The sequence below is a fragment of the Umezawaea sp. Da 62-37 genome (assembly GCF_032460545.1).
Classification (GTDB): Bacteria; Actinomycetota; Actinomycetes; order Mycobacteriales; family Pseudonocardiaceae; genus Umezawaea.
The window spans coordinates 377138-402394 of record NZ_CP135965.1 but is presented as its reverse complement, the minus strand read 5'-3'; the positions used below and the strand labels follow the sequence as shown (position 1 = coordinate 402394).

Annotated in this window: 28 protein-coding genes; 19 read left to right on the top strand and 9 right to left on the bottom strand. The window is 72.0% G+C overall.

Annotated features, from left to right (window positions below):
- Nucleotides 1-76: 76 nt before the first annotated feature.
- From RM788_RS01750 to RM788_RS01740, 3 genes are all read left to right on the top strand, one after another.
- A complete protein-coding gene (locus RM788_RS01750) occupies nt 77-1324 on the top strand; it encodes a TetR/AcrR family transcriptional regulator (protein ID WP_315929670.1) in 1248 nt (415 codons plus the stop codon).
- On the top strand, nt 1324-2103 hold the full coding sequence (locus tag RM788_RS01745; RefSeq protein ID WP_315929669.1) for a M15 family metallopeptidase: 780 nt from the start codon (nt 1324-1326) through the stop codon (nt 2101-2103). Before RM788_RS01750 ends, RM788_RS01745 begins: the two co-directional genes overlap by 1 nt.
- A 102-nt stretch (nt 2104-2205) precedes the next feature.
- The gene (locus tag RM788_RS01740; protein WP_315929668.1) at nt 2206-2352 is read left to right on the top strand and encodes a DUF1059 domain-containing protein; all 147 of its coding nucleotides are present in this window, start codon (nt 2206-2208) and stop codon (nt 2350-2352) included.
- Between the two features lie 29 nt (nt 2353-2381).
- Here RM788_RS01740 and RM788_RS01735 read toward each other — a convergent pair whose 3' ends face one another.
- Nucleotides 2382-5600 (bottom strand): AfsR/SARP family transcriptional regulator, encoded by a 3219-nt coding sequence (locus RM788_RS01735; protein WP_315929667.1) that lies wholly within the window; start codon nt 5598-5600, stop codon nt 2382-2384.
- A gap of 123 nt (nt 5601-5723) precedes the next feature.
- On the opposite strand from RM788_RS01735, the gene RM788_RS01730 reads away from it, so the two are divergent.
- The 6 genes from RM788_RS01730 (at nt 5724) to RM788_RS01705 (ending at nt 11589) form a co-directional block, all read left to right on the top strand.
- Complete coding sequence (locus RM788_RS01730) at nt 5724-6908, top strand: SGNH/GDSL hydrolase family protein (RefSeq protein WP_315929666.1); 1185 nt, start codon at nt 5724-5726, stop codon at nt 6906-6908.
- 29 nt (nt 6909-6937) lie between these two features.
- A complete protein-coding gene (locus RM788_RS01725; RefSeq protein ID WP_315929665.1) occupies nt 6938-7636 on the top strand; it encodes a DUF998 domain-containing protein in 699 nt (232 codons plus the stop codon).
- Nucleotides 7637-7653: 17 nt separating this feature from the next.
- Nucleotides 7654-8925 (top strand): S9 family peptidase, encoded by a 1272-nt coding sequence (locus RM788_RS01720; RefSeq protein WP_315929664.1) that lies wholly within the window; start codon nt 7654-7656, stop codon nt 8923-8925.
- On the top strand, nt 8926-9561 hold the full coding sequence (locus tag RM788_RS01715) for an alpha/beta hydrolase family protein (RefSeq protein ID WP_315934959.1): 636 nt from the start codon (nt 8926-8928) through the stop codon (nt 9559-9561).
- Between the two features lie 67 nt (nt 9562-9628).
- Nucleotides 9629-10474, top strand: a complete 846-nt coding sequence (locus tag RM788_RS01710) for a helix-turn-helix transcriptional regulator (protein ID WP_315929663.1) — start codon at nt 9629-9631, stop codon at nt 10472-10474.
- Nucleotides 10475-10623: 149 nt separating this feature from the next.
- Nucleotides 10624-11589 carry an SDR family NAD(P)-dependent oxidoreductase gene (locus tag RM788_RS01705; protein ID WP_315929662.1) on the top strand — a complete coding sequence of 322 codons (966 nt, stop codon included), beginning with the start codon at nt 10624-10626 and terminating at the stop codon, nt 11587-11589.
- A gap of 27 nt (nt 11590-11616) precedes the next feature.
- Here the strand turns inward: RM788_RS01705 and RM788_RS01700 are convergent, their stop codons facing one another.
- Nucleotides 11617-12282: a TetR/AcrR family transcriptional regulator gene (locus RM788_RS01700; protein WP_315929661.1), complete on the bottom strand. Its 666-nt coding sequence runs from the start codon at nt 12280-12282 to the stop codon at nt 11617-11619.
- 102 nt (nt 12283-12384) lie between these two features.
- On the opposite strand from RM788_RS01700, the gene RM788_RS01695 reads away from it, so the two are divergent.
- Nucleotides 12385-13302: an SDR family NAD(P)-dependent oxidoreductase gene (locus RM788_RS01695; RefSeq protein ID WP_315929660.1), complete on the top strand. Its 918-nt coding sequence runs from the start codon at nt 12385-12387 to the stop codon at nt 13300-13302.
- Nucleotides 13303-13318: 16 nt separating this feature from the next.
- On the opposite strand, the gene RM788_RS01690 is transcribed toward RM788_RS01695, so the two are convergent.
- Nucleotides 13319-14029 carry a class I SAM-dependent methyltransferase gene (locus tag RM788_RS01690; RefSeq protein ID WP_315929659.1) on the bottom strand — a complete coding sequence of 237 codons (711 nt, stop codon included), beginning with the start codon at nt 14027-14029 and terminating at the stop codon, nt 13319-13321.
- A gap of 80 nt (nt 14030-14109) precedes the next feature.
- Entirely contained in the window at nt 14110-14802 is a 693-nt protein-coding gene (locus RM788_RS01685; RefSeq protein ID WP_315929658.1) for an RraA family protein, read from the bottom strand.
- Nucleotides 14803-14911: 109 nt separating this feature from the next.
- On the opposite strand from RM788_RS01685, the gene RM788_RS01680 reads away from it, so the two are divergent.
- The 3 genes from RM788_RS01680 (at nt 14912) to RM788_RS01670 (ending at nt 16773) form a co-directional block, all read left to right on the top strand.
- On the top strand, nt 14912-15520 hold the full coding sequence (locus tag RM788_RS01680; protein ID WP_315929657.1) for a TetR/AcrR family transcriptional regulator: 609 nt from the start codon (nt 14912-14914) through the stop codon (nt 15518-15520).
- A gap of 135 nt (nt 15521-15655) precedes the next feature.
- The gene (locus tag RM788_RS01675; protein ID WP_315929656.1) at nt 15656-16048 is read left to right on the top strand and encodes an ester cyclase; all 393 of its coding nucleotides are present in this window, start codon (nt 15656-15658) and stop codon (nt 16046-16048) included.
- A 38-nt stretch (nt 16049-16086) separates the two neighbouring features.
- Entirely contained in the window at nt 16087-16773 is a 687-nt protein-coding gene (locus RM788_RS01670) for an SDR family NAD(P)-dependent oxidoreductase (protein WP_315929655.1), read from the top strand.
- 152 nt (nt 16774-16925) lie between these two features.
- Here RM788_RS01670 and RM788_RS01665 read toward each other — a convergent pair whose 3' ends face one another.
- The 3 genes from RM788_RS01665 to RM788_RS01655 all read right to left on the bottom strand — a co-directional run bounded on the left by RM788_RS01665 (nt 16926) and on the right by RM788_RS01655 (nt 20263).
- Nucleotides 16926-17210, bottom strand: a complete 285-nt coding sequence (locus tag RM788_RS01665) for an early set domain-containing protein (RefSeq protein WP_315929654.1) — start codon at nt 17208-17210, stop codon at nt 16926-16928.
- A 218-nt stretch (nt 17211-17428) separates the two neighbouring features.
- Entirely contained in the window at nt 17429-19234 is a 1806-nt protein-coding gene (locus RM788_RS01660; protein ID WP_315929653.1) for a glycosyl hydrolase family 18 protein, read from the bottom strand.
- Between the two features lie 129 nt (nt 19235-19363).
- The gene (locus tag RM788_RS01655; protein ID WP_315929652.1) at nt 19364-20263 is read right to left on the bottom strand and encodes a LysR family transcriptional regulator; all 900 of its coding nucleotides are present in this window, start codon (nt 20261-20263) and stop codon (nt 19364-19366) included.
- A gap of 66 nt (nt 20264-20329) precedes the next feature.
- Between RM788_RS01655 and RM788_RS01650 the strand changes: the two genes are divergently transcribed.
- From RM788_RS01650 to RM788_RS01630, 5 genes are all read left to right on the top strand, one after another.
- On the top strand, nt 20330-21106 hold the full coding sequence (locus tag RM788_RS01650) for an inositol monophosphatase family protein (RefSeq protein WP_315929651.1): 777 nt from the start codon (nt 20330-20332) through the stop codon (nt 21104-21106).
- A 14-nt stretch (nt 21107-21120) separates the two neighbouring features.
- Nucleotides 21121-21897 (top strand): inositol monophosphatase family protein, encoded by a 777-nt coding sequence (locus RM788_RS01645; RefSeq protein WP_315929650.1) that lies wholly within the window; start codon nt 21121-21123, stop codon nt 21895-21897.
- A gap of 1 nt (nt 21898) precedes the next feature.
- Nucleotides 21899-22516, top strand: coding sequence for an NAD(P)-dependent oxidoreductase (locus RM788_RS01640; protein WP_315929649.1), 618 nt, complete (start codon nt 21899-21901; stop codon nt 22514-22516).
- Between the two features lie 191 nt (nt 22517-22707).
- Entirely contained in the window at nt 22708-22854 is a 147-nt protein-coding gene (locus RM788_RS01635; protein ID WP_315929648.1) for a hypothetical protein, read from the top strand.
- On the top strand, nt 22851-23372 hold the full coding sequence (locus RM788_RS01630) for a nucleotidyltransferase domain-containing protein (RefSeq protein WP_315929647.1): 522 nt from the start codon (nt 22851-22853) through the stop codon (nt 23370-23372). The genes RM788_RS01635 and RM788_RS01630 overlap by 4 nt, the downstream gene beginning before the upstream one ends.
- 92 nt (nt 23373-23464) lie before the next feature.
- On the opposite strand, the gene map is transcribed toward RM788_RS01630, so the two are convergent.
- Nucleotides 23465-24289 (bottom strand): type I methionyl aminopeptidase, encoded by an 825-nt coding sequence (gene map / locus RM788_RS01625; protein WP_315929646.1) that lies wholly within the window; start codon nt 24287-24289, stop codon nt 23465-23467.
- Nucleotides 24290-24375: 86 nt separating this feature from the next.
- Here map and RM788_RS01620 point away from each other — a divergent pair, with 86 nt between their 5' ends.
- Nucleotides 24376-24645 (top strand): helix-turn-helix domain-containing protein, encoded by a 270-nt coding sequence (locus RM788_RS01620; protein WP_315929645.1) that lies wholly within the window; start codon nt 24376-24378, stop codon nt 24643-24645.
- An 18-nt stretch (nt 24646-24663) separates the two neighbouring features.
- Here the strand turns inward: RM788_RS01620 and RM788_RS01615 are convergent, their stop codons facing one another.
- Complete coding sequence (locus RM788_RS01615) at nt 24664-24819, bottom strand: hypothetical protein (protein ID WP_315929644.1); 156 nt, start codon at nt 24817-24819, stop codon at nt 24664-24666.
- Between the last annotated feature and the right edge of the window lie 438 nt (nt 24820-25257).

The following is a 25257-nucleotide window of genomic DNA, read 5'->3' as shown; positions in this document are numbered from 1 at the left end:
CACGGGCACCCGTCCCGTTCCGTGGTTGACTGACGTGCATGGCCCTGTTCCCGCGCGCGTCCGCCGGGGTGCCGCGATGACCGCCGAGCCGACCGCGGTCGTCCGGCCGCGCAACCGCAAGCAGCTCATCGTCGCGGCGGCGGGCCGGGTGTTCAGCGAGCGCGGCTACCACGCGGCGTCCATGGAGGAGATCGCCGCGGGCGTCGGCATCACCGCCGCGGCCCTCTACCGGCACTTCCCGAACAAGTACGCGCTGTTCGCCGAGTGCGCCGACGTCATGGTGGACCGGCTCGTCGCGGCCCTCGACGAGGTGCCCGCCGACGCGGCCCTCACCGACGTGCTCGCCGCCGTCACCAGGGTCACCGTCGCCCACCGCGCGTCCGGCGGCGTGTACCGGTGGGAGTCCCGCTACCTCAACCGCGAGGACCGCCACGCGCTCGCGGCGAAGTTCGCGCACGTGGTCGAGCGCGTCGCCGACGTGGTGCGGCGCGAGCACCCGCTACCGGACGAGCACCTGCGCGCCACGGCGGCGCTCGGCGCGATCGGGTCCATCACGACGCACCACGCCTCGATCGCGCAACGCCGGGTGGAGGAACTGCTGCTGGCGTGCGCGCTGCGCGTGGTCGCGACCGACCCGACGGCGGCCGCCGGGAGCGCGCACCTCGTCGAACTGCCCACCCCGCCCGTGCCGCGCACCCGGCGCTCGGAGATCCTCGCGGCCGCCATCCCGCTGTTCGAGCGCGACGGGTTCGCCAACGTCACCAACGGCAGGATCGCCGAGGCCGTGGGGCTGGTGTCCTCCGCGATCTACCGCTACTTCCCCGGCAAGGCCGACATCCTGGCCGCGGCCTGCCTCCAGGCCGCCGCGCTGCTGGCCCAGGCGGTGGAGCAGAACCTGCGCGGCGTGGACGACCCGCACGACGCGCTGGTCGCGCTGACGGCGACTTACGTGGCCTACAGCTTCGAGCACACCGCGCTCACCAGCGTCGCGAACGCCGAGATCGGCGGCCTGCCCACCGCCCTGCGGCAGACCCTGGTCATCGCGCAACGCGAGCACATCGCCGTGTGGGAGCAGCAACTGCGGTCGGCCCGCCCGGAACTCGACTCGCGCCAGGCCCGCGCGCTCGTGCACGCGGGGTTCGGCGTCGTCGTCGAGGCCGGGCGCAGACTGCGCTGGCAGGACAGCCCCGCCCACCGCGACGCCGTCGCCGCGTTCCTCATGGCCGCGCTGGGCCTGTGCCCCCTCGTCGCCCCCGGCCGCGCGAAAGCTCGCCGTCTCATTAGCGCCGAACGGAAGTCGCACGCGGTAGAACCACTGGCGTGATGCGAAGCCGTTCCAGAACCCTGTGCGTCCTGCTGGCCGCGCTGGCCCTCGTCCTCGCCCCCGCTCCGGCCTCCGCGGAGACCGGGCGGTCCGGGTTCGTCGCCCTCAGGTCGGTGGACCCGACGATCGTGCAGGAGATCCGCTACTCCACCCGCCACAACTTCGTCGGCGTCCCGATCGACGGCTACCTCGAACCCACCTGCCTGCTCACCAAGCAGGCGGCGCGGGCGCTGCGGACCGCGCAGCAGCGGGTGCGCCCGCTCGGCCTGACCCTGAAGGTCTACGACTGCTACCGCCCGCAGCGGGCCGTGGACCACTTCGTCCGCTGGGCCGAAGACCTCGACGACACGAAGATGAAGGCCGAGTTCTACCCGCGGGTCGACAAGACCAGGCTGTTCCTCGACGGCTACATCGCCGCGCGCTCCGGGCACAGCCGGGGCAGCACGCTCGACGTCACGCTGGTGCGGCTGCCCCCGGCGCCGCAGCGCCCGTACGCGCCGGGCGAGACCCTGCGGCCCTGCTACGCGCCGGTAGGCGTGCGGTTCCCGGACAACACCGTCGACATGGGCACCGGGTACGACTGCTTCGACACCCTCTCCCACACCGCCGACCCCCGGATCACCGGCGTCGCGCGGCAGAACCGCGACCTGCTCGTGGACACCATGACCGCGGCCGGTTTCACCAACCTCGCCGAGGAGTGGTGGCACTTCACCCTGCGCGGCGAACCCTTCCCCGACACCTACTTCGACTTCCCCGTGGCCCGTTCGTCCGCGGGGTGAAGCCGGTTTCCCGAAGCTCGGCGACAGGGCGGGAAAGCCGGCCCGACCCGATTCCGGAGATCGTGGGTAGAGTCGAATCGGAGATCAACAGCGGAGGTCGACATGAAGCGGAACATCAGCTGCCCCTGCGGTGAGCGCATCACCGGCCAGGACGAGGACGACCTGGTGGCGAAGACCCAGCAGCACCTCAAGGAGAACCACCCCGGCCACGACTACTCGCGCGACGAGATCCTCTTCATGGCGTACTGACCGGTGCCGCGGGCCCGCCCGTGAACCGCTCAGCGCGTTCGTGCCCCGGCGGCTGACCCGGCCCCGTTCCCCGAGGCCGGGTCGGCCGCCGCCACGGCGGCGGCCCCGTCCAGCTCCCAGCCCTCCGCGTACGCCGCGGCGAACCCGTCCCCGCCCAGCGCGGCCCGCCCCCGGAGGGTGAGGCCGCGGACCTGCGGGTCGGTGCGGTCGTGCGCGCCCCGCAGCCGGGCGGCGGCGCCGAGCAGCACGGCCGACTCGTGCGGGCGGCCACGCGCCTCGGCGAGCGCGGCCGCGTCCACCGCCACCAGCGACACGATCGGCAGCTCCCTGGTCGCCAGCGCGGCCGCGTACGCCTCCCGCTGCGCCTTGTCCGCGCCGGGCAGGTCGCCCCGTGCCAGGCAGAGCGCGGCCCGTGCGCTGCCGATCAGGGTCCGGACGTGCCCCGCGGGGAACGCGGTGCCACCGCGCAGACCGCGTTCGGCGTCGTCGAGCAGGTCACCCGCCCGGTCCAGGTCGCCCAGCCGCACCCGGAAGCCTGCTTCCCGCGCGTCGACCAGGACCAGCATCTCCGCCGAGGACGCGTGCAGCGCCCGCTCACGGGCCGCGTCGATCAGCGCCATCGCCTGGTCGGTGTCGCCGCGCCGCACGTGCACGTCGATCCAGAGCAGGTCGCTGTAGAGCTGGTCGCCGAGGCTGGGCGAGCCGAACTCGCCCGCCAGCCTCCGGGCCTCGCGCAGGTCGGCCAGCGCGCCGTCCAGGTCGTCGTACCGGCGCAGCTGGGCGCGCCTCGGCAGCGTGGCGGCCTGGCCCCAGCGGTCGCCGACCTGCCGGAAGCGGGCCAGGGCGGTCTTCACGTGGACCCGCATCCGGTCGAGCGCGCCCGCGTTCTCGGCGATCTCGGCCAGGAACATGTGGGCCAGCCCGGCCAGCCACACGTCCTCGCCGTCGGCCAGGCGCCCGAAGACCGCGAGCGCCGCCTTCTCGTCCTCCAGGAAGAGCAGGATCGGGCCGAACACGCGGTGGTGGCTCGACAGCTCCGCGTGCGCCACCAGCCGGTCGGCCAGCTCGCGCATCTCCACCCGGTCGTCAGCGGCCTCCTCACCGGTGATCCCGGACAGGAAGTCCGCCCGGTTGAGCAGGTCGACGGCTCGGGCGCAGTCGCGTTCGGGCGTCGGCCCGCCACCGGGCACCGCCAGCGCCTCGCCCAGCCAGTAGGCGCCGTCGGAGTGGCGGCCGAACATCTGCCAGTACCAGGTCAGCGCCAGGGCGAGGCTCATCGCGCCGGGGGAGTCGCGGACGGCGCACAGGTGGCGCAGGGCCGCGATGGTGTTGTCGTACTCGGCGCCGATGACCTGCATGGCGATCAGCTGGTCTGGCCCGCGCAGCCGGGGGTCGTTGCGGGCCATCAGATCGGCGAAGTGGGCGGCCGCCAGGTCGCGGGTCCCGCCGGGGTCGCCCAGCTGTGCCGTGCCGTACTCGCGGATCGTCTCCAGCATCCGGTAGCGGCCGGGGTCGGGCGCGAGTTGCAGCAGCGACCGGTCGACCAGGCCCGCCAGCAGTTCCGCGATCCCGTCGACCGGCACGGTGGTGCCGGCGCAGACCGCGGCGGCCGAGGCGGGTGTGACGCCGCCGGGCAGGACGGCGATCCGTTCGGCGACCACGCGTTCGTGCTCGCCCAGCATGTCCCAGCTCCAGGCGATCACCGCGCGCAGCGTGCGGTGCCGGGCCGGGGCGGAGCGGCTGCCGGTGGCCAGGAGCCGGAACCGGTCGGAGAGGCCGTCGGCGACCTCGGGGAGCGACAGGGTCCGCAACCGCGCGGCGGCCAGTTCCAGTGCCAGCGGCATCCCGTCCAGGCCGCGCACCACGCGCACGACGTCGGACAGCGTGGTCCCGTCCACGGCGAAGCCGGGGCGCACGGCGGCGGCCCGTTCGGTGAACAGGCGCACCGACGCCGTCCGGCGGGCCTGGTCCACGCTGTCGTCCGGGCCGGGCAGCGGGAGCGGGCCCAGCGGCAGCAGCACCTCGCCGTCGATCGCGAGGGGTTCGCGGCTGGTGGCGAGCACGCGCAGGCCGGGGCAGCGGGGGAGCAGCGCCGCGAGCAGGTGGGCCACGGCGTCGACCAGGTGCTCGCAGTTGTCGACCAGCAGCAGGCTCTCCCGGCCGCCGAGTTCCCCGATGAGGGTGTCCAGCTCGTCGCCCTCGATCCGCGTCCTGGCGTCGAACACGGTGACACCGCGCGGTCCGATCCCGGCGAGCACGGCCGCGCCGACCTTGGCGGGTTCGGTGACGGAGGCGAGGTCGATCATCCGGGCGAGGGCCCCGTGGCGGCGGGCGGCTTCCACGGCCAGGCGGGTCTTGCCCGCGCCGCCGGGACCGAGCACGGTGACCAGGCGTCCGGCGGCGAGCAGCGCGGCGATCCGGGCCAGGTCGTCGTCGCGGCCGACGAAACTCGTCAACGGCGAGGGCAGCGCGCTCGGCTTGCCGACGGGGGCGGGCCGCTCGGCGCGCAGCAGATCCATGTGGCGTTCCCGCAACGCGGTGCCGGGGTCGGTGCCGAGGGTGTCGGCCAAGGCCTCGCGGACCCGCTCGTACACGGCCAGCGCCTCGGCCTGGCGTCCCAGGGCGGCGAGCGCGTCCACCAGCAGCGCGGCCGCCCGCTCGTGCGTCGTCCGCTCGGCCAGCAACCCGGTCAGCCGCGTGGCGGCGACCTCGGCCCGCCCCGACGACAGCTCGACGTCGGCGAGGTCGACGACCGCCTCGACCGACAGTCCCGCCAACCGGGTGGCGACCGCGGGCGCGACCGCGGCGACCACCGCGGGTTCGGCGCCGGGACGGTCGCCCCACAACGACACGGCTTCCGCGAGCGCGGCGCCTGCGGCTTCCAGGTCACCCGCCCGCAGCGCCTCCCGCCCGGCGGCGGCGAGCCGTTCGAAGCGCAGCGCGTCCACGTCGGCCACGTCCACCGCCAGCCGGTACCCGCCCACGGCCTGCACGACGTCGTCCGCCGAGCCGAGAGCGCGGCGCAACCGGGAGACGAGGGTCTGCAGGGCGGGGGAGGGGCCGGACGGCGGGTCCTCGGCCCAGATCGCGTCGACCAGCACGCCCGGTTCCACCGGGTGCCCACCGGCCAGGGCCAACCGCACGAGCAGGCCCTGCAACCGCGCGCCCGGAACGGGCAGCACGGCGTCACCGCGCGCCGCGTGGAACGCGCCGAGCAGCGTGACCCGAAGCCGTGCGCCCCCGTCCATCCCCCGATCTTCCCGCGCTCACACGCACGACCCCAAATCAGGTCGGCCGTGTCAGCGCCGTGTTCGGCCGGTGTCAGAGGCCCGCCCCAGTCTTCGCACCACCACCGACCGAGGGAGCACCTGATGACCGACACGAACACCTGGGTCCGGAGCTGGAGCGCCTCACCCCAGGCGGCCCACGACGGGCTCGGCTCGCTCGACGACCACCCGCCCCTCGCCGACGTGACCCTGCGCCAGGTCGTGCGCGTCGGCGGCGGCGGACGCCGGGTGCGCGTCCGCTTCACCAACGAGTTCGGCACCGCGCCCTTCACCATCGGCGCGGCACGGGTGGGCCTCACGGCCCCCGGTGGCGGCGTCCAGCCCGGCAGCGAACGCGCACTGACCTTCTCCGGCGCGCCGACGGTCACCGTCCCGGCGGGCGCGCCGATCCTCAGCGACCCGGTCGACCTGCCCGTGCCCGCCCTCACCAGGCTGACCATCAGCCTCCACCTGCCCGGCCGCGTGGAGACCTGCACCTGCCACGACCCCTCCCTGGACACCGGCTGGACCATCCCCGGCAACGCCGTCGCCGCACCCACCCTCCCGGCCAACGCGGTGGACCTGCCGGTGCGAGCCCTCATCTCCGCCGTCGACCTGCTCCCGGACACCCCGGCCAAGGCCGTCGTCGTGCTCGGCGACTCCCGCGTCGACGGCGCGGGCTCCACCCCGGACACCAACCACAGCTGGCCGGAACTGCTCGCCCGGCGACTCGTCGAGCAGGGCGCCGGGGGCTACGTCTCCAACCAGGGCATCAGCGGCAACCGCATGCTCAACGACGGCATCGGCACCGCCGCCCTCGCCCGTTTCGACCGCGACGTCCTGGCGACACCGGGCCTCGGCCACCTGGTGCTGGCCGTGGGCGGCAACGACCTCATCATCTCCGCCGCCCCGCGTGACGACGGCCCCATGGCCGACTTCCTGAAGATGTTCCCCGGCGCGCCCGTGACGACCGACGACGTCATCGCAGGCCACCGGCAGCTGATCGCCCGTGCGCGCGAACACGGCGTGAAGGTCCACGGCACCACCGCCGCGCCCTTCGGCGGTTCGGACCTCTACACGCCGGATGGCGAGACCGCGCGTCTGGCGCTCAACGAGTGGATCCGCACCAGCGGCGCCTTCGACGCGGTACTGGACTTCGACGCCGTCTGGCACGACCCCGACCACCCGGACCGGATCCGGGACGACTTCCACGCGGGCGACCACCTGCACGGCAACGACGCGGGCTACCAGGCACTGGCCGACTCGGTGGACCTGTCGCTGTTCAGCTGACTCCGCACTTCGAACCACACGAGGGAACCGTGACCGACATCAAGCTCGAAACCGTTGTCCGCCAACCACTCCGGGTTCCGCGCAACCGCAAGGCGGGGGCGCTGCTCGCAGCCGGTGGAGGCGTCTACTTCACCGCCGAGTTCATCGCCGCCGCGGCGTGGACCGACCCTCCCTACAGCTACACCTACCACTTCATCAGCAACCTCGGCGTCCACGGCCCCACGACCGCGGTCGGGCAGTTCATGTACTCGCCGCTCGCCTGGGTGATGAACACCGGCTTCGTCCTCTTCGGACTCGTCACCCTGGCCGGCGTCGTCCTGCTGCGGGGACTGCCGCGCGGACGACGCGTGGTCGTGATCGTCCTGGCCACCCTGCTGGCGACCGGCGGCGTCCTCCTGGGCCTCTTCCCGGGGTCCGCCGAGACCACGGTCAACGGCGCACCCGACTACCACGGGCTCGGTGCCGCCGTGGGGTTCATCAGCGGCAACGTGCTCGCCATCCTCATCGGCAGGACGCGCGAATCCCTTGGGCTGTCCCGAGGGTTGGGGAGGGCACTGGTGATGGCAGGGGTGGTCGGCTTCGCTTCACTGGTGGCCTACGGCGTCATCCTCGCGCTCGGAACGAGCCCCGTCATCGGTCTCGTCGAACGCGGAATCGTGGACCCGTTCCTGGCTGGGTTCATCGCCGTGGGGGTGGCCCTGGTGCGGAAGCACCGCACCGGGCACTGATCCGACAGACTGGCCGCATGACAGGTCTGACCGCCGAGCTGGTGGTGGATGGTCGAGTCCCGCAGAATCCGGTGCTCGCCCCGAGCGGGCGTCTGCTCGCCTACGTCCTCGCCCCCACCAGCCGGACCGGTGACCACCTCGACACCGAACTGCGGCTCGTCGACACCGACACCACCGACACCGCCGCGTCCCGCCGGGTGACCGCCGAGACCGCGGCGGAGTCCCGGCCGGGGTGGTCGGCGGACTCGGGCACGCTGTTCTTCCTGTCGGATCACGCTGACCGCGGCACGCCGCAGCTGCACCGGCTCACCCTCGCCGACGGCGTGGTGACCGCGTTGACCAGCTGGCGCGCCGGCATCGTCGACCACCTGCCGCTGGCCGACCCCGACCTGGTCGCCCTGCTCGCCGTCGACGAACCCACCGAGCAGGACGCGCGCCGCGCACGGGAGCGGGACGACGCGATCGTCGTCGGCGGGCACGAACCGCGTGCGCGGTTGCGCCTGCTCGACCTGCGCACCGGCCGGGTGACCACGCCGGAGGTCTTCGGTGACCGGCATGTCGTGGAACTGCGGCAACGTCCCGACGGCGGTCCGCTCGCCGTGTTGACCCAGGCGGAGGCCGACAGCGACTACGGCCCGCGCACCTGCCGGTTGCACCTGTTCGACCTCGTGACCGGCACCGCGGAGGACCTCGGGCCGGTCGCGGCCGAAGCGCGGTCGTTGGCCTGGTGGTCGGAGGAGGACGGCTGGCACCTCGGCTGCGTCGCGCTCACCCCGCCGGTCCTGCAAGCGGGCACCGCCGTGTTCGACCTGGCGCTGGGGAGCCGCGTCCTGCGCAACCGGACCTCCGGTCTCCCGATGTGCCCCACCGAGCTGCGCCAGACCGACGCCGCCCCGCTGGTCGTGTTCGCCAACGGCCTGGACACGACCCTGACCCGGCTCGACCCGACCGGCCTGGCGACCCTGTCGCAGCACGCGGGCAGCCTCGACGGCCTCACCACCACGCCGACCGGCGGGGTGGTCGCGGCACTGGTCGGCACCCGCTACGAACCCTCGAACGTCCACGTCGGGCCGCCCGCCGGGCCGTTGCGGAAGATCACGGACACCCGCCCGGAACTGGGCGGCATCGCCCTGGGGACCCAACGACCGCTGGCCTACCGCGCCGCTGACGGCCTCGAGCTGGACGGCCTGCTCGTGCTGCCGGTCGGGAAAACCGCGTCTGACGGCCCGTTCCCCCTGGTCACGAGCGTGCACGGAGGTCCGTACGACCGCTACGCCGATCGTTTGTAGCTGTTCTGGTTCCCCAGCGCGCAGTGGCTGGCGGCCGCGGGCTACGCGGTGTTCCTGCCCAACCCGCGCGGCGGCCAGGGGCACGGCCACGAGTTCGCCGCCCGCGTCGCGGGCAGGGTCGGTCGGGAGGAGTGGACCGACATCCTGACGGGCATCGACCTGCTCGTCGCCGAGGGCGTCGCCGACCCCGACCGGCTGGGCATCGCGGGTTGGAGCCACGGCGGGTTCATGTCCGCCTGGGCCGTCGGTCGGACCGGCAGGTTCCGGGCCGCGCTGGTGGGCGCGGGTGTCGTCGACTGGGGCATGCTCGCCGCGACCGGGGAGAACGGGCGGTTCGAGGCCGCGCTCGGCGGCAGCACCGGCTGGTCCGGTATCGGCCCGCACCCCCACGACGCGGTCAGCCCGATCTCCTTCGCGAGTCGTGTCGACACCCCGGTGCTGATCCTGCACGGCGCCGAGGACACCAACGTGCCCCTCGGCCAGGCCGTGTACCTCCACCGGGCGCTGCGCCACTTCGGCGTCGAGCACGAGTTCGTGGTCTACCCGAGGGAAGGGCACTCGATCCGGGAACGCGATCACCAGCTCGACGTCCTGCGCCGGACCCGCGCCTGGTTCGACCGCAGGCTCCGGCCCTGACCGGCGACCGGATCCGGGGACACCCCGTCCCTGGCAGGCCACCGCGCCGCGGGTGTGTACTGGGGAGGTGATCGACCGGCCTGGACTCGCGGATTTCCTCCGTCGCCGCAGGGAACTGCTCCGACCCGCCGACATCGGCCTTCCCGAGGGTGTGCGGCGTCGCACACCGGGGTTGCGGCGCGACGAGGTGGCGCGGCTGGCCAGCATCTCCACCGACTACTACGCCCGCCTCGAGCAGTGCCGCGGGGCGAACCCGTCGGAGGCCATCGTGGCGTCGCTGGCCCGCGCGCTGCGCTGCGACCTCGACGAGCGCGACCACCTCTACCACCTGGCCGGGTTCTCGCCCCCGGCACGCCGCTCGGGCGGGTACGTCCGGCCGGGGGTGATGCGCCTGCTGGACCGGCTCGACGACGTCCCGGCGTGCGTCCTGACCGACCTGGGCGAGGTGCTGTGGCAGAACGCCATCGCCGACGTCGCCCTGGGGCCGGCCGAACAGCGCGCGGGCCGCGTCCGCACCATCGCGTGGAAGTGGTTCACCGAGCCGGGTCTGCGCGCCCGCTTCCCCGAGGAGGACTGGCCGCGCCATTCCCTCGCGCACGTCACCGACCTGCGGGCGACGTACTCGCGGCGCGCGGGTGACGCCGATGTGACCGGACTGGTCCACGGTCTGCTGGAGCGCAGCGAGGAGTTCCGCGGCCTGTGGGAACGCCACGAGGTCGCCGTGCACCGGTTCGACCGGAAGAGGTTCCTGCACCCCGAGGTCGGTCTTCTGCACCTGAACTGCGAGATCCTGCTCTCGCCCGAGGAGGACACCAGGGTTCTGGCGTTCTTCCCGACCGAGGGCACCGACGCGCGCGAGAAGCTCGACCTGCTGCGGGTGATCGGGGCGCAGGACTTCCGGGCGACCCTGTGACGCGTCCCCGTGCCGAAGCGGGTTCCGCCCATCCAGGGACAGGCTGGTCCTGGTTGCCCCCGGCGTGACGGCCGAAGCTGGTCCTGTCCGTCGACATCGACCTGTTCCACCACCGCGGTGCGGGTGACGGCGTCAACCAAGGAGCAGACATGGCGACCATCCTCATCACCGGCGGTCATTCCGGCATCGGACTCGAATCCTCGCGCAGGCTCGCCGCGCAGGGGTTCACCATCGTCCTCGCGGGCCGGAGTCCGGAGCGGATGCGGTCGGTCGCCACCGAACTGCGGGCGGCGCACGGTGTCGAGGTGCACACGGTCGAACTCGACACCTCCTCCCTCGCGTCGGTGCGCGCCGCCGCCGCCAGTTGCAGGGCCATGGTCGAGCGCGGCGACGTGGAGCCGCTGCGGTCGGTCATCTGCAACGCCGGTGGGAGGTTCGACGGCGATGAGCGCTACACCCCCGACGGGTACGAGCTGACGTTCGGGACGAACTGCCTCGGCCACTTCCTCCTCGTGGAACTCCTCCTCCCGGCGATGGCCGCCGACGGCCGTGTCGTCTACACCGCGAGTGGTACGCACGACCCCGACACGACCGACGGGAAGATGGTCGGAGCTGCCGTCGAGCCGAACGCGATCGCGCTGGCGAACGACGGGAAGGACGGGGCGAAGCCGTTGTCCGCGGGCAAGCGCTACTCCACGTCCAAGCTGTGCACCGTCATGTACTCCTACGAACTCGCGCGGCGGCTCGACCGCGCGGGCAGCGCCATCACGTCGATCGCGTTCGACCCCGGCGCGACGCCCGGCACGGGATTCCTGCGCGACATGCCGAAAGCGGTGCGGTGGTTCTCGAACACCTCGTTGATGACCAGGGTGTCCAAGCGCATCGGCGTCGTCACGTCGACGGTCGAGTTCTCCGGCGCTTCGCTGGCGGAACTCGCGGTCGACGCGCGGTACGCGACGGCGTCCGGTGGGTATTTCCAAGCCAGGGAAGGGAAGTTGTCGAAGACGCGGTCCTCGACGGTCTCCTACGACGAGCAGCGCGCGCTCACCCTGTGGAACGACACGAAGGAACTTGTCGGCCTCCTCCCGGAAGAGGAGCCCGCGCAGCTGCGGTGACGGCGGGGCGTCGACCGGGATGTCTACTCAGGAGCGGGGAAGCATGCCCACGAGCGACGTGATGATCCCGGTCCGCAGGGCGGTCCGCAGGTCGACGTGGTGGACCGCGAGCGCCGGTTCGGACTCGTAGACGGCGAGCAGGCTCGGTGGTGGCGTGGTGTACGCGGACAACGCGCCGGCCATGAGCAGGATGCTCAGGCAGAACAGCTCGGCGTGGTCGCCGGCCTCGGGCAGGTGTCGCCGGACGAGGTCCACCATGACCGCGAGGTTGCCCAGTGAGGCCCGCTTGTGCCTGCGGATCACCTCGACCGAGACGTTGCGCTCGAGCACCCCGGCCTGCGCGCCGAAGAGGTCGCAGAGCACCGTCCGGCTGGCGAGCGACCGGCTGAGCACGTCGGCCGCCTGCTCCGCCCGTTCCACCGCGGGCCGGTCGGAATCGACGCCGCGGGCCAGTTCCTGCTCCAGTTCGGTCAGCCAGGTGGCCGTCCGGTCGTCCATCAGGTCGAGCAGCACCGCCTCGCGGGACTCGAAGTAGCGCAGCACCGCCGTCTTGGCCAGGCCGACCCGCCTGCTCAGCTCGTTCAGGGTCACCTCGGCCACCGGCATCTCGTCGAGCATCGCGGAGGTCGTCTCCAGGATCGCCCGGCGCCGGACCTCGCGCTGCTCCTCGCTGCGCGCCCGCTGGAACGTCATGACGCCAACCCTAGCTTGGGTACCGGCGGTCCCTTGACAGTGTACCGGCGGTACATTACTGTTCGAAAAGTAAGTTACCGACGGTACATTGGAGAGCCCGACATGAAGTGGACCGAGCAGCAGATCCCGCGCCAGGACGGCCGGGTGGCCGTGGTCACCGGCGCCAACACCGGACTCGGTTTCGAGACCGCCCGGCGGCTCGCCGAGAGCGGGGCGTCGGTCGTGCTGGCCGTGCGCGACCCGGAGAAGGGCAGGCTGGCCGCCGCCCGGATGGACGGCGACGTCTCCGTGGAGGAACTCGACCTGACCTCGTTGGAATCGGTGCGCGCCGCCGCGGCGAGCCTGCGCGCCACCCACCCGCGGATCGACCTGCTGATCAACAACGCGGGCGTGATGTACACGCCGAAGCAGACCACCCGCGACGGCTTCGAGATGCAGTTCGGCACCAACCACCTCGGCCACTTCGCGCTCACCGGACTGCTGCTCGACCTGCTGCTGCCCGTGCCCGGCTCACGGGTGGTCACGGTCAGCAGCGCGGGCCACCGCATCCGCGCCGCCATCCACTTCGACGACCTGCAATGGGAGCGCTCCTACGGCCGGGCCGCCGCCTACGGGCAGTCGAAGCTCGCCAACCTGATGTTCACCTACGAGTTGCAGCGCAGGCTCGCCGCGCACGGCACCACCACCGCCGCCGTGGCCGCGCATCCCGGCGTCTCCAACACCGAACTGGCCCGCAACGTCCCGGCGGTCGTCCGCCGACCGGTCACCTGGCTCGCCCCGGTGCTCACCCAGCCCGCGACGGCGGGCGCGCTGCCCACCCTGCGGGCCGCGACCGACCCGTCCGTCCTGGGCGGCCAGTACTACGGCCCCGACGGCCTGGGTGAGCAGCGCGGCCACCCGAGGCTGGTCACCTCCAGCCCCGAGTCCTACGACGTGACCGTGCAGCAACGCCTCTGGGCCGTCTCGGAAGACCTCACCGGTGTGCGGTTCCCGGTGGGTCTGGCGGCCGCCGCGGTGTGATCCACCGCGTCGTGGGTCAGCGGCGGACGGAAGCGAGCAGACCGACCTGCGGAAGCATGCCCGCGGCGATGCGGCGTTCCTCGGCGTCGCGGATGGCGTTGACGGCGGTGGCGGCGCGGTCGGCGGGCTCGATCCACGAACCGCCGCGCCCGTCGACCAGACGCCACAGGACGCTCGTGGGCACCGTGGTCAGGTCGGAGCCCGCGCGGCCCAGTGCGGCGAGCATGGCGGAACCCCGGTGGAGGAAGTCGTGACCGCCGACCCAGGCGTCGAGCAGGTCGCCCGCGGGGAGTTCGGCGTCGAGCAGGCCGGCGGCGACCAGCACCGCGCGGTTGTCGTGCAGGAAGTGCGCGCCGTCGCGGTCCACCCGTTCCCAGGCGAACTCCTCGATGACGATCCGCCCACCGGGAGCCAGCAACGTGGCCGCGTGGGCCAGGACGCCGTCCAAGTCCTCGGCGTGGTGCAGGGAACGCGTGAACAGCACGACGTCGTACTCGCCGGAGATGTCGTGGACATCGGCGTGGATGACCGGCACGCCGCGTTCCCCGGCCGCGGCGACCATTCCGGCGTCGCGGTCCACGCCGGTGACCCGGTAGCCCAGGCCTGCCAAGGCAGCGGCCAGTGCGCCGCGACCGCAACCCACTTCGAGGACGCGAGCCGGGGGAGCGGGCAGCATCGGCTTCAGGTTGACGAGCGTGTGGGGCACGGCGAGAGGGGAAAGATCCATTCCGACGACCCTAGATCGACCGCACGGGACGGGCGACGGATTATCGGCCCCTTCGAACGGCGGCGGCGGGCCGGCTCCCGTCATTCCTCGACGGCGCCGCCGACCCGGCGGAGGTGGCGGCGGAAGCTGTAGGCCGGGTCGCTGGCACGGCGGGCCAGGTAGTCGTCGAAGCCGGTCTGCTTCCGGAGCGTGTCGCCCGACCTGATCCGGTCGGCCTGGGCGCGTTCGATCCGCCGGATCCGGTGCGCGGTGTCCAGTACTTCCCCGACGCGGTCGGCGGCGACGAACAGCACGCCGTCCTGGTCGCCGAAGACGATGTCGGCGCCGGTCGTGGTGTGCGGCCCGAACTCGGCGCGGGTCAGCGCCTCCGGTTCCTGCGCGTCGAGGCGGGTCGGGCCTGCGGGGAAGCTGCCGTAGCTGAACACCGGAAACCCGATCGCGACCAGTTCCGGGGTGTCCCGGTGCAGGCCCCAGACCACCAGTCCCGCCACCGAGGAGGCTTTGGCCTCCAGCACGGTGAGGTCGCCGACGCAGGCCTCGTCGGACCTGCCGCCGTTGTCGACCACCAGCACGTCGCCGTCCTGGGCCGAGCCGTAGGCCTCGAGGAACACGTCGACGCTGCCGTGGTGGCGTGCGGGCAGCACGCGTCCCGCGACCCGCATGCCGGGCGTGACCGCGGCGATGCCGGGTGGTGCGACGCGCAACGGGATGTCGAGCCGGACGCAGGCGTCGGCCACCAGCGGCGTGGACAGATCGTCGAAGGCCTTGATCACGGCGGTCCTCCTGGGCTCGGACAACCCTTCGACCCTATCTTCGGGGTGGACGCCCGAACCACTCCGACGAGTTCCGCAACGATCGCTGCGAAAGGGCTAGACTGCGGGGGTGAAGACCGGACAGCGCCGCCCGACCGGCAGGCCGCGGGGATTCGACGTGGACGAAGCCCTTGAGCGCGCCATGCTGGTCTTCTGGGAGCACGGGTACGAAGGGGCCAGTCTGACCGGTCTGACCGAGGCGATGGGCATCTCCACCACCAGCATGTACGCGACCTTCGGGAACAAGGAAGAGTTGTTCCGCAAGGCTTTGGAGCGCTACACCGAAGGTCCCAGCGCCTACCTGGCCCGAGCCCTGGAGGAGCCGACCGCCCTCGGCGTCGCGACCGCCGTCCTGGCGGGCACCATCCGGACCACGACACGTCCGGCGCGGCCCAACGGGTGCATGGGCGTGCAGGGCGCACTGGTCACCAGCGACGCCGGGCGCGAGGTCCGCGATGCCCTCATCGCCTGGCGCGACAACGGTTACTCCACCATTCGGGACCGGTTCCAGCGGGCCCTCGACGACGGCGACCTCCCCGCGGAGGCCGATCCGGCGCTGCTCGCCCGCTACGTCACCACGTTGACGTTCGGCATGGCCGTGCACGCCGCGAGCGGTGTCGACCGCGATGAACTCCAGGACATGGCCGACGCCGCGCTGCGCGGCTGGCCGCTGACCTGACGACCGACCGCGCCCGCTGAACCCGCGCGAAGGCCCGTCCCACTTCTGTAGTGATCGATGCAGAACGTGCTACGGTCGAGTTCTGCATCGATCGATGCACAATTCGACGAGGTTGCCGCGAAGAAGGGTCTTCCGATGTCAGACAACGACTTGCGCGAGTTCTACCTGCGCTACATCGCGGAACTCAACGCCCACGGGTTCGATCGGATGGACGGGTTCATCAACGACCGGACCACGTTGAACGGCGAGCCCGCCACCCGCGACGACCTCATCGCGGTCCAGAAGGCGGACGTGGCCGCGGTCCCGGATCTCCACTGGGAGGTCGAGGAGCTGATCTTCGACGGTGACCGCCTGGCCGCGCGCCTGATCAACACCGGCACTCCGGTGGAGGAGTGGCTCGGCGTGGCGCCGACCGGTAACTCGTTCGAGATCGTCGAACACGCCATCTACCAGGTGAGCGGTGGCCGGTTCGCGCACATGACCGCTCTGCACGACGGTGGCGAACTGCTCCGGCAGCTCACCGCCTGAACTCCGCGACCCGCACACCCGAACCCGCGAGGAGAGACATGACCGTCACACTGATCACCGGGGCCAACAAGGGCATCGGTTTCGAGACAGCCAAACAACTCCTGGAACTGGGGCACGTCGTCTACATCGGAGCCCGCGACCCCGAGCGGGGTGGGAAGGCCGCGGCGTCGCTCGGCGCGCGGTTCGTGCGGCTCGACGTGACCGACGACGCGTCGGTGGGCAGCGCGTTGGAGACGATCGACTCCGACGAGGGGAAGCTCGACGTCCTGGTGCACAACGCGGGTGTCCTCGGGAGCGAAGCCCTCGACGGCCCCACGGCTCTGAGGGTATTCGACACCAACGCGGTGGGGATCGTGCGCGTCACCGAGGCGGCGCTTCCCCTGCTGCGCAAGTCCTCCAACCCCAACGTGGTCACCATCTCGAGCAGCGCCGGGTCGTTCTGGGCGGTGAACAACCCCGACCGGCCGGAGTTCACCCTGCCGCTCGCGCTCTACTCCGCGTCCAAGGCGGCGGCCACCATGCTGACCGTCCAGTACGCGAAGTCCCAGCAGGGCATCAAGTTCAACGCATTGGAGCCCGGCACCACCGCCACCGACATGACCGCCGCCTTCGGCATCGGCAGGTCGCCGGAGGAGAGCGCCAAGGCCGTCGTGCGCCTGGCGACCCTCGGCGCGGACGGTCCCACGGGGACCCTCCGGGACGAGAACGGGGAACTGCCCTTCTAGCGCGGGTCTTCCGCCCGCACCGCCAAGAACCACGCCAGGCGCGACTCCCGTCGAACGAGATCCGGGAAACACGCCTTGGGTGCCGGGGACGGCGCGGTCGAACTTCCGTCCGAGTCGCCCCGTGCCCCGACAACCGTTGGCGTTGAAGGGTTCTAGACGTGGACCAGTTGGCCCCGGTGGTCGCGGGGGAGGTCGGCCTCGGTGTCGTCGAACCACCGGGCGTCGGTGCTCAGGTAGCGGAAGCAGACGGTCGTGCCCGCGTCCACGCGCACCGCGGTGGACGCCGTGCCGTTGGCGCGCTTGACCAGCCGGTGTCGCCCCGGCTTCCACCCGTTGAAGCAGCCCACGACGCTGGTGTGCCCCGGAGGCAGCGATTCCAGCGGAAGGGAGAAGGTGATGTGGACTTGGCCGCCCACCACGGGTTTGACGCGGATCATCGTTGTGCCATTCCAAATCGTCAGCATGGGCAGCGGTCACCCAGTCGGCGTTGTGATCACGTCCACCTTGCCGGGTGACGAGGCGGACCGCCATGGTCGACACCCGGTCGTGTCGAGATGTCACACGGATGTCACAACGGGGGAACATGCGCCGCCACCCCCGGTGGTGTCCGCGCACCACCGGGGACCTCGTGGGCTCGGCTGCCGTGAACGGCCTGCTACTCGCCGTCGGGCCAGGTCATCTCCGCGCGCCCGGTGAACCAGTCGTTGCCGCCGAGGTGCCACACCGAGATGTGCTTGATCCCCTCGTCCTCGATCAGTTCCCGCTTGGTGTTGATGCCGGCGCTGTCCTGGTACACGTAGGTGTTGTCGTCGTCGCCGTTGGTCCAGGTCATCTCGCCGTCGGCGTTGCGGGTGGCGGTGGTGTGGCCGGGATGGGTGAGCGACGCGTCCTTGGTGTCGGGTGTGATCTCGTAGGTGCCGATCGGGCCGTGGTAGCCGTAGTTCGGCAGGCCGACGCCGATCCGGTCGACGTCGGGGATCCGGGCGAGGAGCCAGGCGCACCCGTTGCGGGCCCACTGGGCGGGTTGCACGGACTGCCCGACGCCCTCGTCGTACTGGTAGTCGTAGAGCATCATCACCACGCGGTCGACCTCGGTCGTGGTGGCGAAGTCCTCGTAGGCCCACTCGTAGCGGTTCTGCTCGTCCTCGTTCGTGATCGGCGGCCCGCAGATCTGGAGCTTCTTGCCCTCGTCGTGCAGCGCGGTGCCGAGGGTCCGCAACCAGGCCTTGTAGTCGCCGTGGACGGCGGCGGTCCAGGTGCCGAAGCGCTCGAAGTCGACGCAGACGCCGGTGAAGCCGCTGTCGACGCAGAAGTCCACCAGCGTCGAGATCGCGGCGGCCCGCTTGGCCGGGCTGTCGAGCATGGCGATCATGCCGAAGTCCCCGCAGGACACCGTGTCGTACTGCTCGTCGGAGTGCGCGCGCACGTCGGCGGCGTTGGCCGGGCTGTAGCCGTTCTCGCCCAACTCCTCTTCCGACCGCACGCTCATGGTGCCGTCGTCCTCCACGCGGTGGTATTCGGGCTTGAGCACGTGGATCACGCGGCCGTCCCGGTACTCCTCGTCGGCGTCCTCGGCGGGAGGGCCGGGGAACAGCCACGCCTCGATCCACGCGGTCCACGCCTTCGTGCCGGTCGTGGTGACCGCGCTCGAGGACAGCCAGTCCGACGGACCGCCGGGCAGCAGCGGCCGGACGCGGTAGGTGTAGGTGTACCCGGCGGCGACATCGGTGTCGGTCCAGCCCGTCGCGCCCGCGGGGAGGGTCGCCCTGAGGTGCCAGCCGCCGTCGCCCCGTCGGCGGCCGACCTCGTAGCCCGTCTCGGTGGTGGAACCGTCGGTCCACGACACGGCGATGGTGCCACCGTCCTGGACGGCTCCGACTCCGGTGGGCGGTGGCGTCGTCGAGCCGTAGGTGATGGTGAGCTTCGCGCCGCGGAGGTTGCCGGTGAAGTCGTGGGTGTTGAAGCCGATGTAGTTGTTGTCGGCGGCCCCGTTGTTGTGCCCGACGAGCGCGATGGCGTTGCCGCTGGCGAAGGCGGGCTGGTTCACGATCTCCTGCACCAGCGGGGTGACGTCGACGACGTCGATGCCGAAGCCGATCTCGGGATTCCACCGCGCTGGGTCGAAGGTCTTGGTGACGGCGGCGGTGGTCCTGGCCCTGCCCTCGGGTTTGCCCGCGGTCGTGTTCGAGAAGGTGGCCGGGTTGGCGGACTTCTCGCCGTGGAAGACCACCGGCGCCGAAGTGCCCGCGGCGACACCGGAGGAGTACAGGTCCAGGGAGGCGCTCCGGATCACGGCCCCCTGCGGCACGGCCACGTTCACGAAGCGCAGGCCCGCCCAGTAGTCAACCCCGGCGTTCAGCCCGAGGTGCTGCGTCGTGACCGTCGCGTTGAACGCGCCGTTGCCCGCCGCGTTGCGGGCGTCGTCCGTGCCTGCGGTGACTTGCAGGTCTCGCGTTGGCATGGTGGTCTCCTCGGAGTCGCGGAAAGGGCGCGAACGGGTGCACGTCCGATGGCGACGCTACGGACGGCGGAACGCCCGCACAGCCGGGGAATCCCTACATGAACCCCTCGACAGAACCCCGGCGTCGCGTCAGGTGGGGATGGCCGGGGCCAGGGTCGTGCGGACCAGGGCGCGCAGCCAGGCGTGGGCGACGTCGGTGTCGTAGCGCTGGTGCCAACTGCAGATCATCGGCGGTGACGGCACGGGGAGCGGCAGGGCCGTGGTCGTCAGGCCGAACGTGGCGATGAGGGGACGCCAGGAGGCTTCCGGCGCGGTCAGGACGGCGTCGCTGCGGCTGATGATGAGCATGGCGCTCGCGGCGGTGCTGACCGAGGCGAGGACCCGGCGGCTGAGGCCGTGCGCCGCGAGCATGTCGTCGACCGGGTCGGTGAGGCGGCCGCGGCGGGAGACCAGGATGTGCGGCTGGGCGGCGTAGGAGGCCAGGTCGAGTCCGCCCGCGCACGGGTGGTCGCGGCGCAGGATCGCGACGACCCGGTCGTGGCCGAGGGTCTCGGAGCGGAACTCGGGCAACTCGGGTGTGGAGGAGCCGATCGCCAGGTCGACGCGGCCGTGGCGCAGGTCGTCGGTGTCGGTGGCGGGCTCGGCCAGGAAGCGCAGGCGCACACCGGGGGCGAGTTCCGCGATGGCGCTCAGCAGCGGCGGCGCCAGCGAGGTCGTGAGTGCGTCGTGGCACTGCAGCGTGAAGGTGCGGTCGAGGTCGGCCAGGTCGAGGTCCCGGTCGGGCACGAGCACGCTCCGGGCCTGCCGCACGAGTTCGCCGACCTGCTCGCGGACGGCCAGCGCGTAGGGCGTCGGGGTCATGGTGCGGCCGGTGCGCACCAGGATGTCGTCGCCGGTCAGCCGCCGGATGCGCCCCAGCGAGCGGCTGACGGCGGGGGAGGAGAGCCGCAGCCGGTCGGCGGCGCCGAGCACGCTGCCCTCTTCCAGGAGCGCGTCGAGGACCGTGAGCAGGTTCAAATCCAATTGCATGGGAGTAAATCCTACCTTAGCAAGAGTGCATTGGACTTAATCGCCCCGAGGCTCGAAGGTTGTCCCATGACCAACGAACTGCTCGACGTGGTGACCGCCTCCGTGCAGGAAGCCGGGAAGCGGCTGCGCGCCATCGGCACCCGACCCCTGACCACCGAGGCCCTGATGGCCGCGTTGAAGATCAACGACGACGCCGTCGTCGACGTGCTCCGGCCCGCCCTGACCGCCGCGCTGCCCGGTTCCGGCTGGAACACCGACGAGCACGGCTCCGGCCCGATGCCCGACGGCGACTGGTGGGTCGTCGACCCGGTCGGCGGCAACCTCCACGCCGTGTACGGCATGGGGGACTGGAACATCGGCGTCAGCCTGGTGCGCGACGGCAGGCCCGTCCTCGCCGTCCTGCACACGCCGACGACCGGCGAGATGTTCACCGCGGTGGCGGGCGAGGGCGCGCGGCTCAACGGCGTCCCCGTGCGCGTCTCCGGGAAGACCGACCTGTCCGTGGCGCTTGCGGGCACCGGGCAGGCCAAGCCCAACCACGACCCGGCCGACGTGCGGAGGGCCGCCGACGCCATCGCGGCGATGACGGGGACCGCCCTCTACGTCCGGGTGTCGGTGCCGGTGAGCCACCAGCTCGTCCAGGTCGCCGCGGGCCGCATGGACCTGCACTGGCAGTTCGACAACCTGCGCTCGCACATCGCGCCCGTGCTGATCGCGCGGGAAGCGGGCGCGACCGTCACCGACCTCGACGGCAAGCCGTGGCAGGTCGCCAGCGACGGCTACCTGGCCGCCGCGCCGGGCCTGCACGCCGCCGCGCTCGACATCCTGCGCCCCGCGCGCTGAAGGGGAGGACCACGATGGAAGAGCTGCTCGAACAGGTCAGGGCCGCGGTCGTCCGAGCGGGCGCGGCACTGCTCGACGAGTACACCGACACGGCCCGCCCCGCGAACAAGGCGGAGATGGGCGAGATCGGCCGACGCCTCGACGACCTCGTCACCGGCATCCTGGAACCCGCCCTCGCCGGGATCCGGCCCGAGGCGCGCTGGATCGGCGACGAGCAGGAGACGGCGGCACTCCCGCCGGGCGAGTGGTGGGCCGTCGACCCGATCGAGGGCGGCGTCAACCACGTGCACGGCATGGACCAGTGGGCGGTGACGGTCACCCTGATCGAGGACGGCGTGCCGGTGCTGGCGGTCGTGCACCAGCCGGTCGGCGACCGCACGTGGACCGCGCTGCGCGGCGGAGGCGCCTTCGTCAACGGCAAGCCGCTCACCGCGTCGGCGAAGACGGACCTCGACGCGGCCATCGTCACCACGACCCAGCCCCGCACCCTGAACCACCGCTTCGGCGACGCCGTGGCGACCCTGCTCGACCAGGTCCTCCTCGTCCGCTCCACGGTGCCCAGCACGTTCCCGCAGCTCGACGTCGCCGCGGGCCACGTCGACGCCTACTGGCAGTACGAGTGCGACCTGGTCGGCGTGGCCGCGGGCGTCCTGCTCGTCACCGAGGCGGGCGGCGTGGTGACCGACCTCGACGGGGAGCCGTGGCGCCCCGGACACACCGACATCCTCGCCGGGGCTCCCGGCGTGCACAAGGAACTGCTGGCACTGCTGGAGAACAGGGACGTGCGCTGAAGTGGAACTCACCATCCTCGCGGCCTCCGGCGCGACCGGACTCGAACTGACCCGCCAGGCCCTGGAGCGCGGCCACGTGGTCACCGCGATCGCGCGCACCCCCGGCAACATCACCGTCGCGGACTCGCCCCGGCTGATCCGGGTGGCCGCCGACGTCCGCGACCGACGATCCGTCGAAGCCGCCCTGGAGGGCGCGAAGATCGTGCTCTCCGGCCTCGGCATCGCGAGCGGCGACAAGCCGGGCGCGCTCACCGCCGGAGCCCTGGCCGTCGTCGCGGCGCAACCGCACCGCGCCATCTGGCTCGGCGCGTTCGGCACTGGCCCGTCCGCCCGGGCGGCGGGCGCCGCCACCCGCACGCTGCTGAAGATGATGGGGGACAAGCTTTCCGACAAGGTCGCCGCCGACGCGGCCGTCCTGGCCGCCGGGGGGACGGTGTTCCACGCGGGACCGCTGTCGGACGGGCCGCTCAGCCCGACCCGGCGCACGGTCGGCCTCGCCGACGCGCCGAAGCGCTTCTTCCCCTCGCGCGTGAGCCGGGCGACCGTGGCCGCCGCCATGCTCGACGAGGCCGAGGACGCGGCCTACCGCGGCGCGATCGCGATCCCGCTGGAGCGCTAGGCCGGACCCGGCGGGACGGTGATCCGGTTTCGCCGCAGGGGTTCCCGGCCGTCGACAGCCCGCGATCAGGCGCGTGGACCGAGGAACGCCACCACATCGCTTGCACGTCGACCGCGAAGTGGTGGTCGGACGGCCCGGTTGTCAGTTCCCACCAGTCTGGTGGGAACAACCCCCGAGGTAGCGTCCACCACATGAGCGAGCGGCACCCGGCCCTGATGCGCTGGGCCGAGGACGACGGCCGGACCGAACTGCCCGCCCTGGTCGCGAAAGCCCTCGCCGCAGCCTTCGGCGACGTCGTCGTCGGTGTCGACCACCCTGCGGCGGGGGAGCGGGGGTGAACGACGGGACGCGCGCGCAGTTCGAGCTGATCCGCGAGTTCACCACCGCGCTGGCCCGCGGCGGGCAGCGCGCGTGGCTGTTCGGGGGCTGGGGCCTCGACGCCCGGATCGGGCGCGTCACCCGCGATCACGGGGACGTCGAGTTCTGGGTCGACCGCGCGACCGCCCACGACGTGCTGCCGCTGGTGGTGGGCACGGGAGCGGTCCTGCTGGACACGCGGCCACCGGAGGAATCGGCGGAGTACGACCGGGACGGCGTCCGCTTCAGCACGGCCTACTTCGACGCGCGGGCCGACGGGACGTTCGCCCCTCGTGGCCGGTTCGACGACTGGGTGTTCCCGGCGGGCTCGTTCCCCGGCGAGCCGGTCGACCTCGCGGGACTGCCGGTGCGGGCGATGAGCGCGGCCGGGATGCTGACGATGAAGGAGCAGTTCCCCCACCTGCGCGGCGGACGTCCGTGGCGCGACAAGGACGTCGTCGACGTGGGACTGCTGCGGTCGATGCTCGGAGGGCGCTGACCGGGTTCCTGTCCGGTCACCACGTCGCCGGACGCGGCCGGTGGCGGCCGGGGGAGCGGGCCGCCACCGTTCGATCAGCCGGACGGGATGGCTCAGGCGTCCTTCGCCGACGGCTGGGCGGCGGCATCGGCCCGCGCTGCCGGGTTCTCGGATTCACGCCGGGTGAGGACCAGCGCGGCGTCCTCGGTGATGGCGATCGTGTGCTCGGAATGGGCGGTGCGCGAGCCGTCGGCCGACCGGATGGTCCAGCCGTCGTCGTCGTAGACGATCCGGTCGGTGGTGCGCGCCAGCCAGGGTTCGAGCGCGAGGGTCAGTCCCGGCCGGAGCTTCAGCCCGCGCTTCGGCCTGCCCTTGTTGGACACGTGGGGGGCTTCGTGCATCGTGCGCCCGATGCCGTGGCCGCCGAACTCCTCGTTGACCAGGTAGCCGTACTCGCTGACCACCGCCCAGATCGCCGCGGAGATGTCACCCAGGCGGTTGCCGGGGCGCGCCGCCCCGATCGCGGCCTCCAGGGCCTCCTCGGTGGCGCGGATGATCCGCAGGTCCTCCTCGGCGGCGGTCCCGACGACGACCGTGCGCGCCGAGTCGGCCGCCCAGCCGTCGATGCTGACCGCGATGTCCGCGCTGAGCACGTCCCCGTCGCGCAGCACGTAGTCGTGGGGGAGGCCGTGCAGGACGGCGTCGTTGACCGACAGGCAGATCACGTTGCGGAACGGGCCCTTGCCGAAGGACGGCGCGTAGTCCCAGTAGCACGACTCCGCCCCGCGGCGTTCGATCATGCCGCGCACGTGGTGCTCCAGGTCCATCAGGTTGACGCCCACATCGGCGAGTCGGCCGACCTCGGAGAGGACCTCGGCGACGAAGCGCCCGGTCACGTGCATGCGGTCGATCTCCGCAGGCGTCTTCAGCTCAATCACGAATACCTCGCGTCACGCAGTGTTGGTATAGTAATACCGAACCGTAGCACTTGTCGGTATAGTAATACCAACTCTATCCTGGGGGCATGGTCCGCCAACCGCTCACGTCCGAGCAGATCGAAGCCGGCAGCCGTCTCGGCGCCCTGCTGCGCCGCGCGCGAGCGGGACGCGACCTGGCGGACGTCGCCCACGCGGCGGGCATCTCGCCCGAAACCCTGCGCAAGATCGAGACCGGTCGACTGCCGTCTCCCGGATTCGGCACGATCGTCTGCCTCAGCGAGGCGCTCGACGTGCCGCTCGAGGAACTGGCGGCGACCTGGCGCGGCGGCGACGTGCCGCTGGAAGCCGCCTCCTAGCCCGAGCTGCCGCGCTGTTCACGACGGGATCGAACTCGTCAAAACCGGCACCGCGGTCGAGGTGTCCGGGTGGGTGGTCACGGCGACCCCGACGCCGACGGGATGTTCGTCGCCGCCGAACGCGACAACGGCGAGGGCTCCACCGGTCTGCCCAAGATCCTGCGCTTCGGCCATCACCGCGGTCCACGACCGCCCCGCAGGGATGGCCGACCGCAACAGGTTCGGACGAGGCGCCGGCCCGGTCGGCGTGCTGGGAGAAGGCCGGACATGTACCAGGACGCCGGTGTTCGGTTGTCGCGCTGACGTGGACGAATCGTTGCCAACTCGGCAAGAATAACCGCCTGATCTGCGGAAATGGTTATCGACACGCATTTGTTCCGGTATTGGGGCGGCCGTTCGGATTGCGGTGTTCCGTCGGCACGTGAGGACGGGCACTTACGGGATCGGCGGTGGCGGCAGGTGAATAGCGTCTCAAGATCCAGTTTATTCGCGGATCCGCGAGTTCGTGGTGATCGACCCGACGGGAACTGGCGATCGCCGGTCGGCGACTTGGCGTGATGTGGGCCGAACGCTGCGCAATCGAATCGCGCGAACTTCGCCGTTTTTGACCGA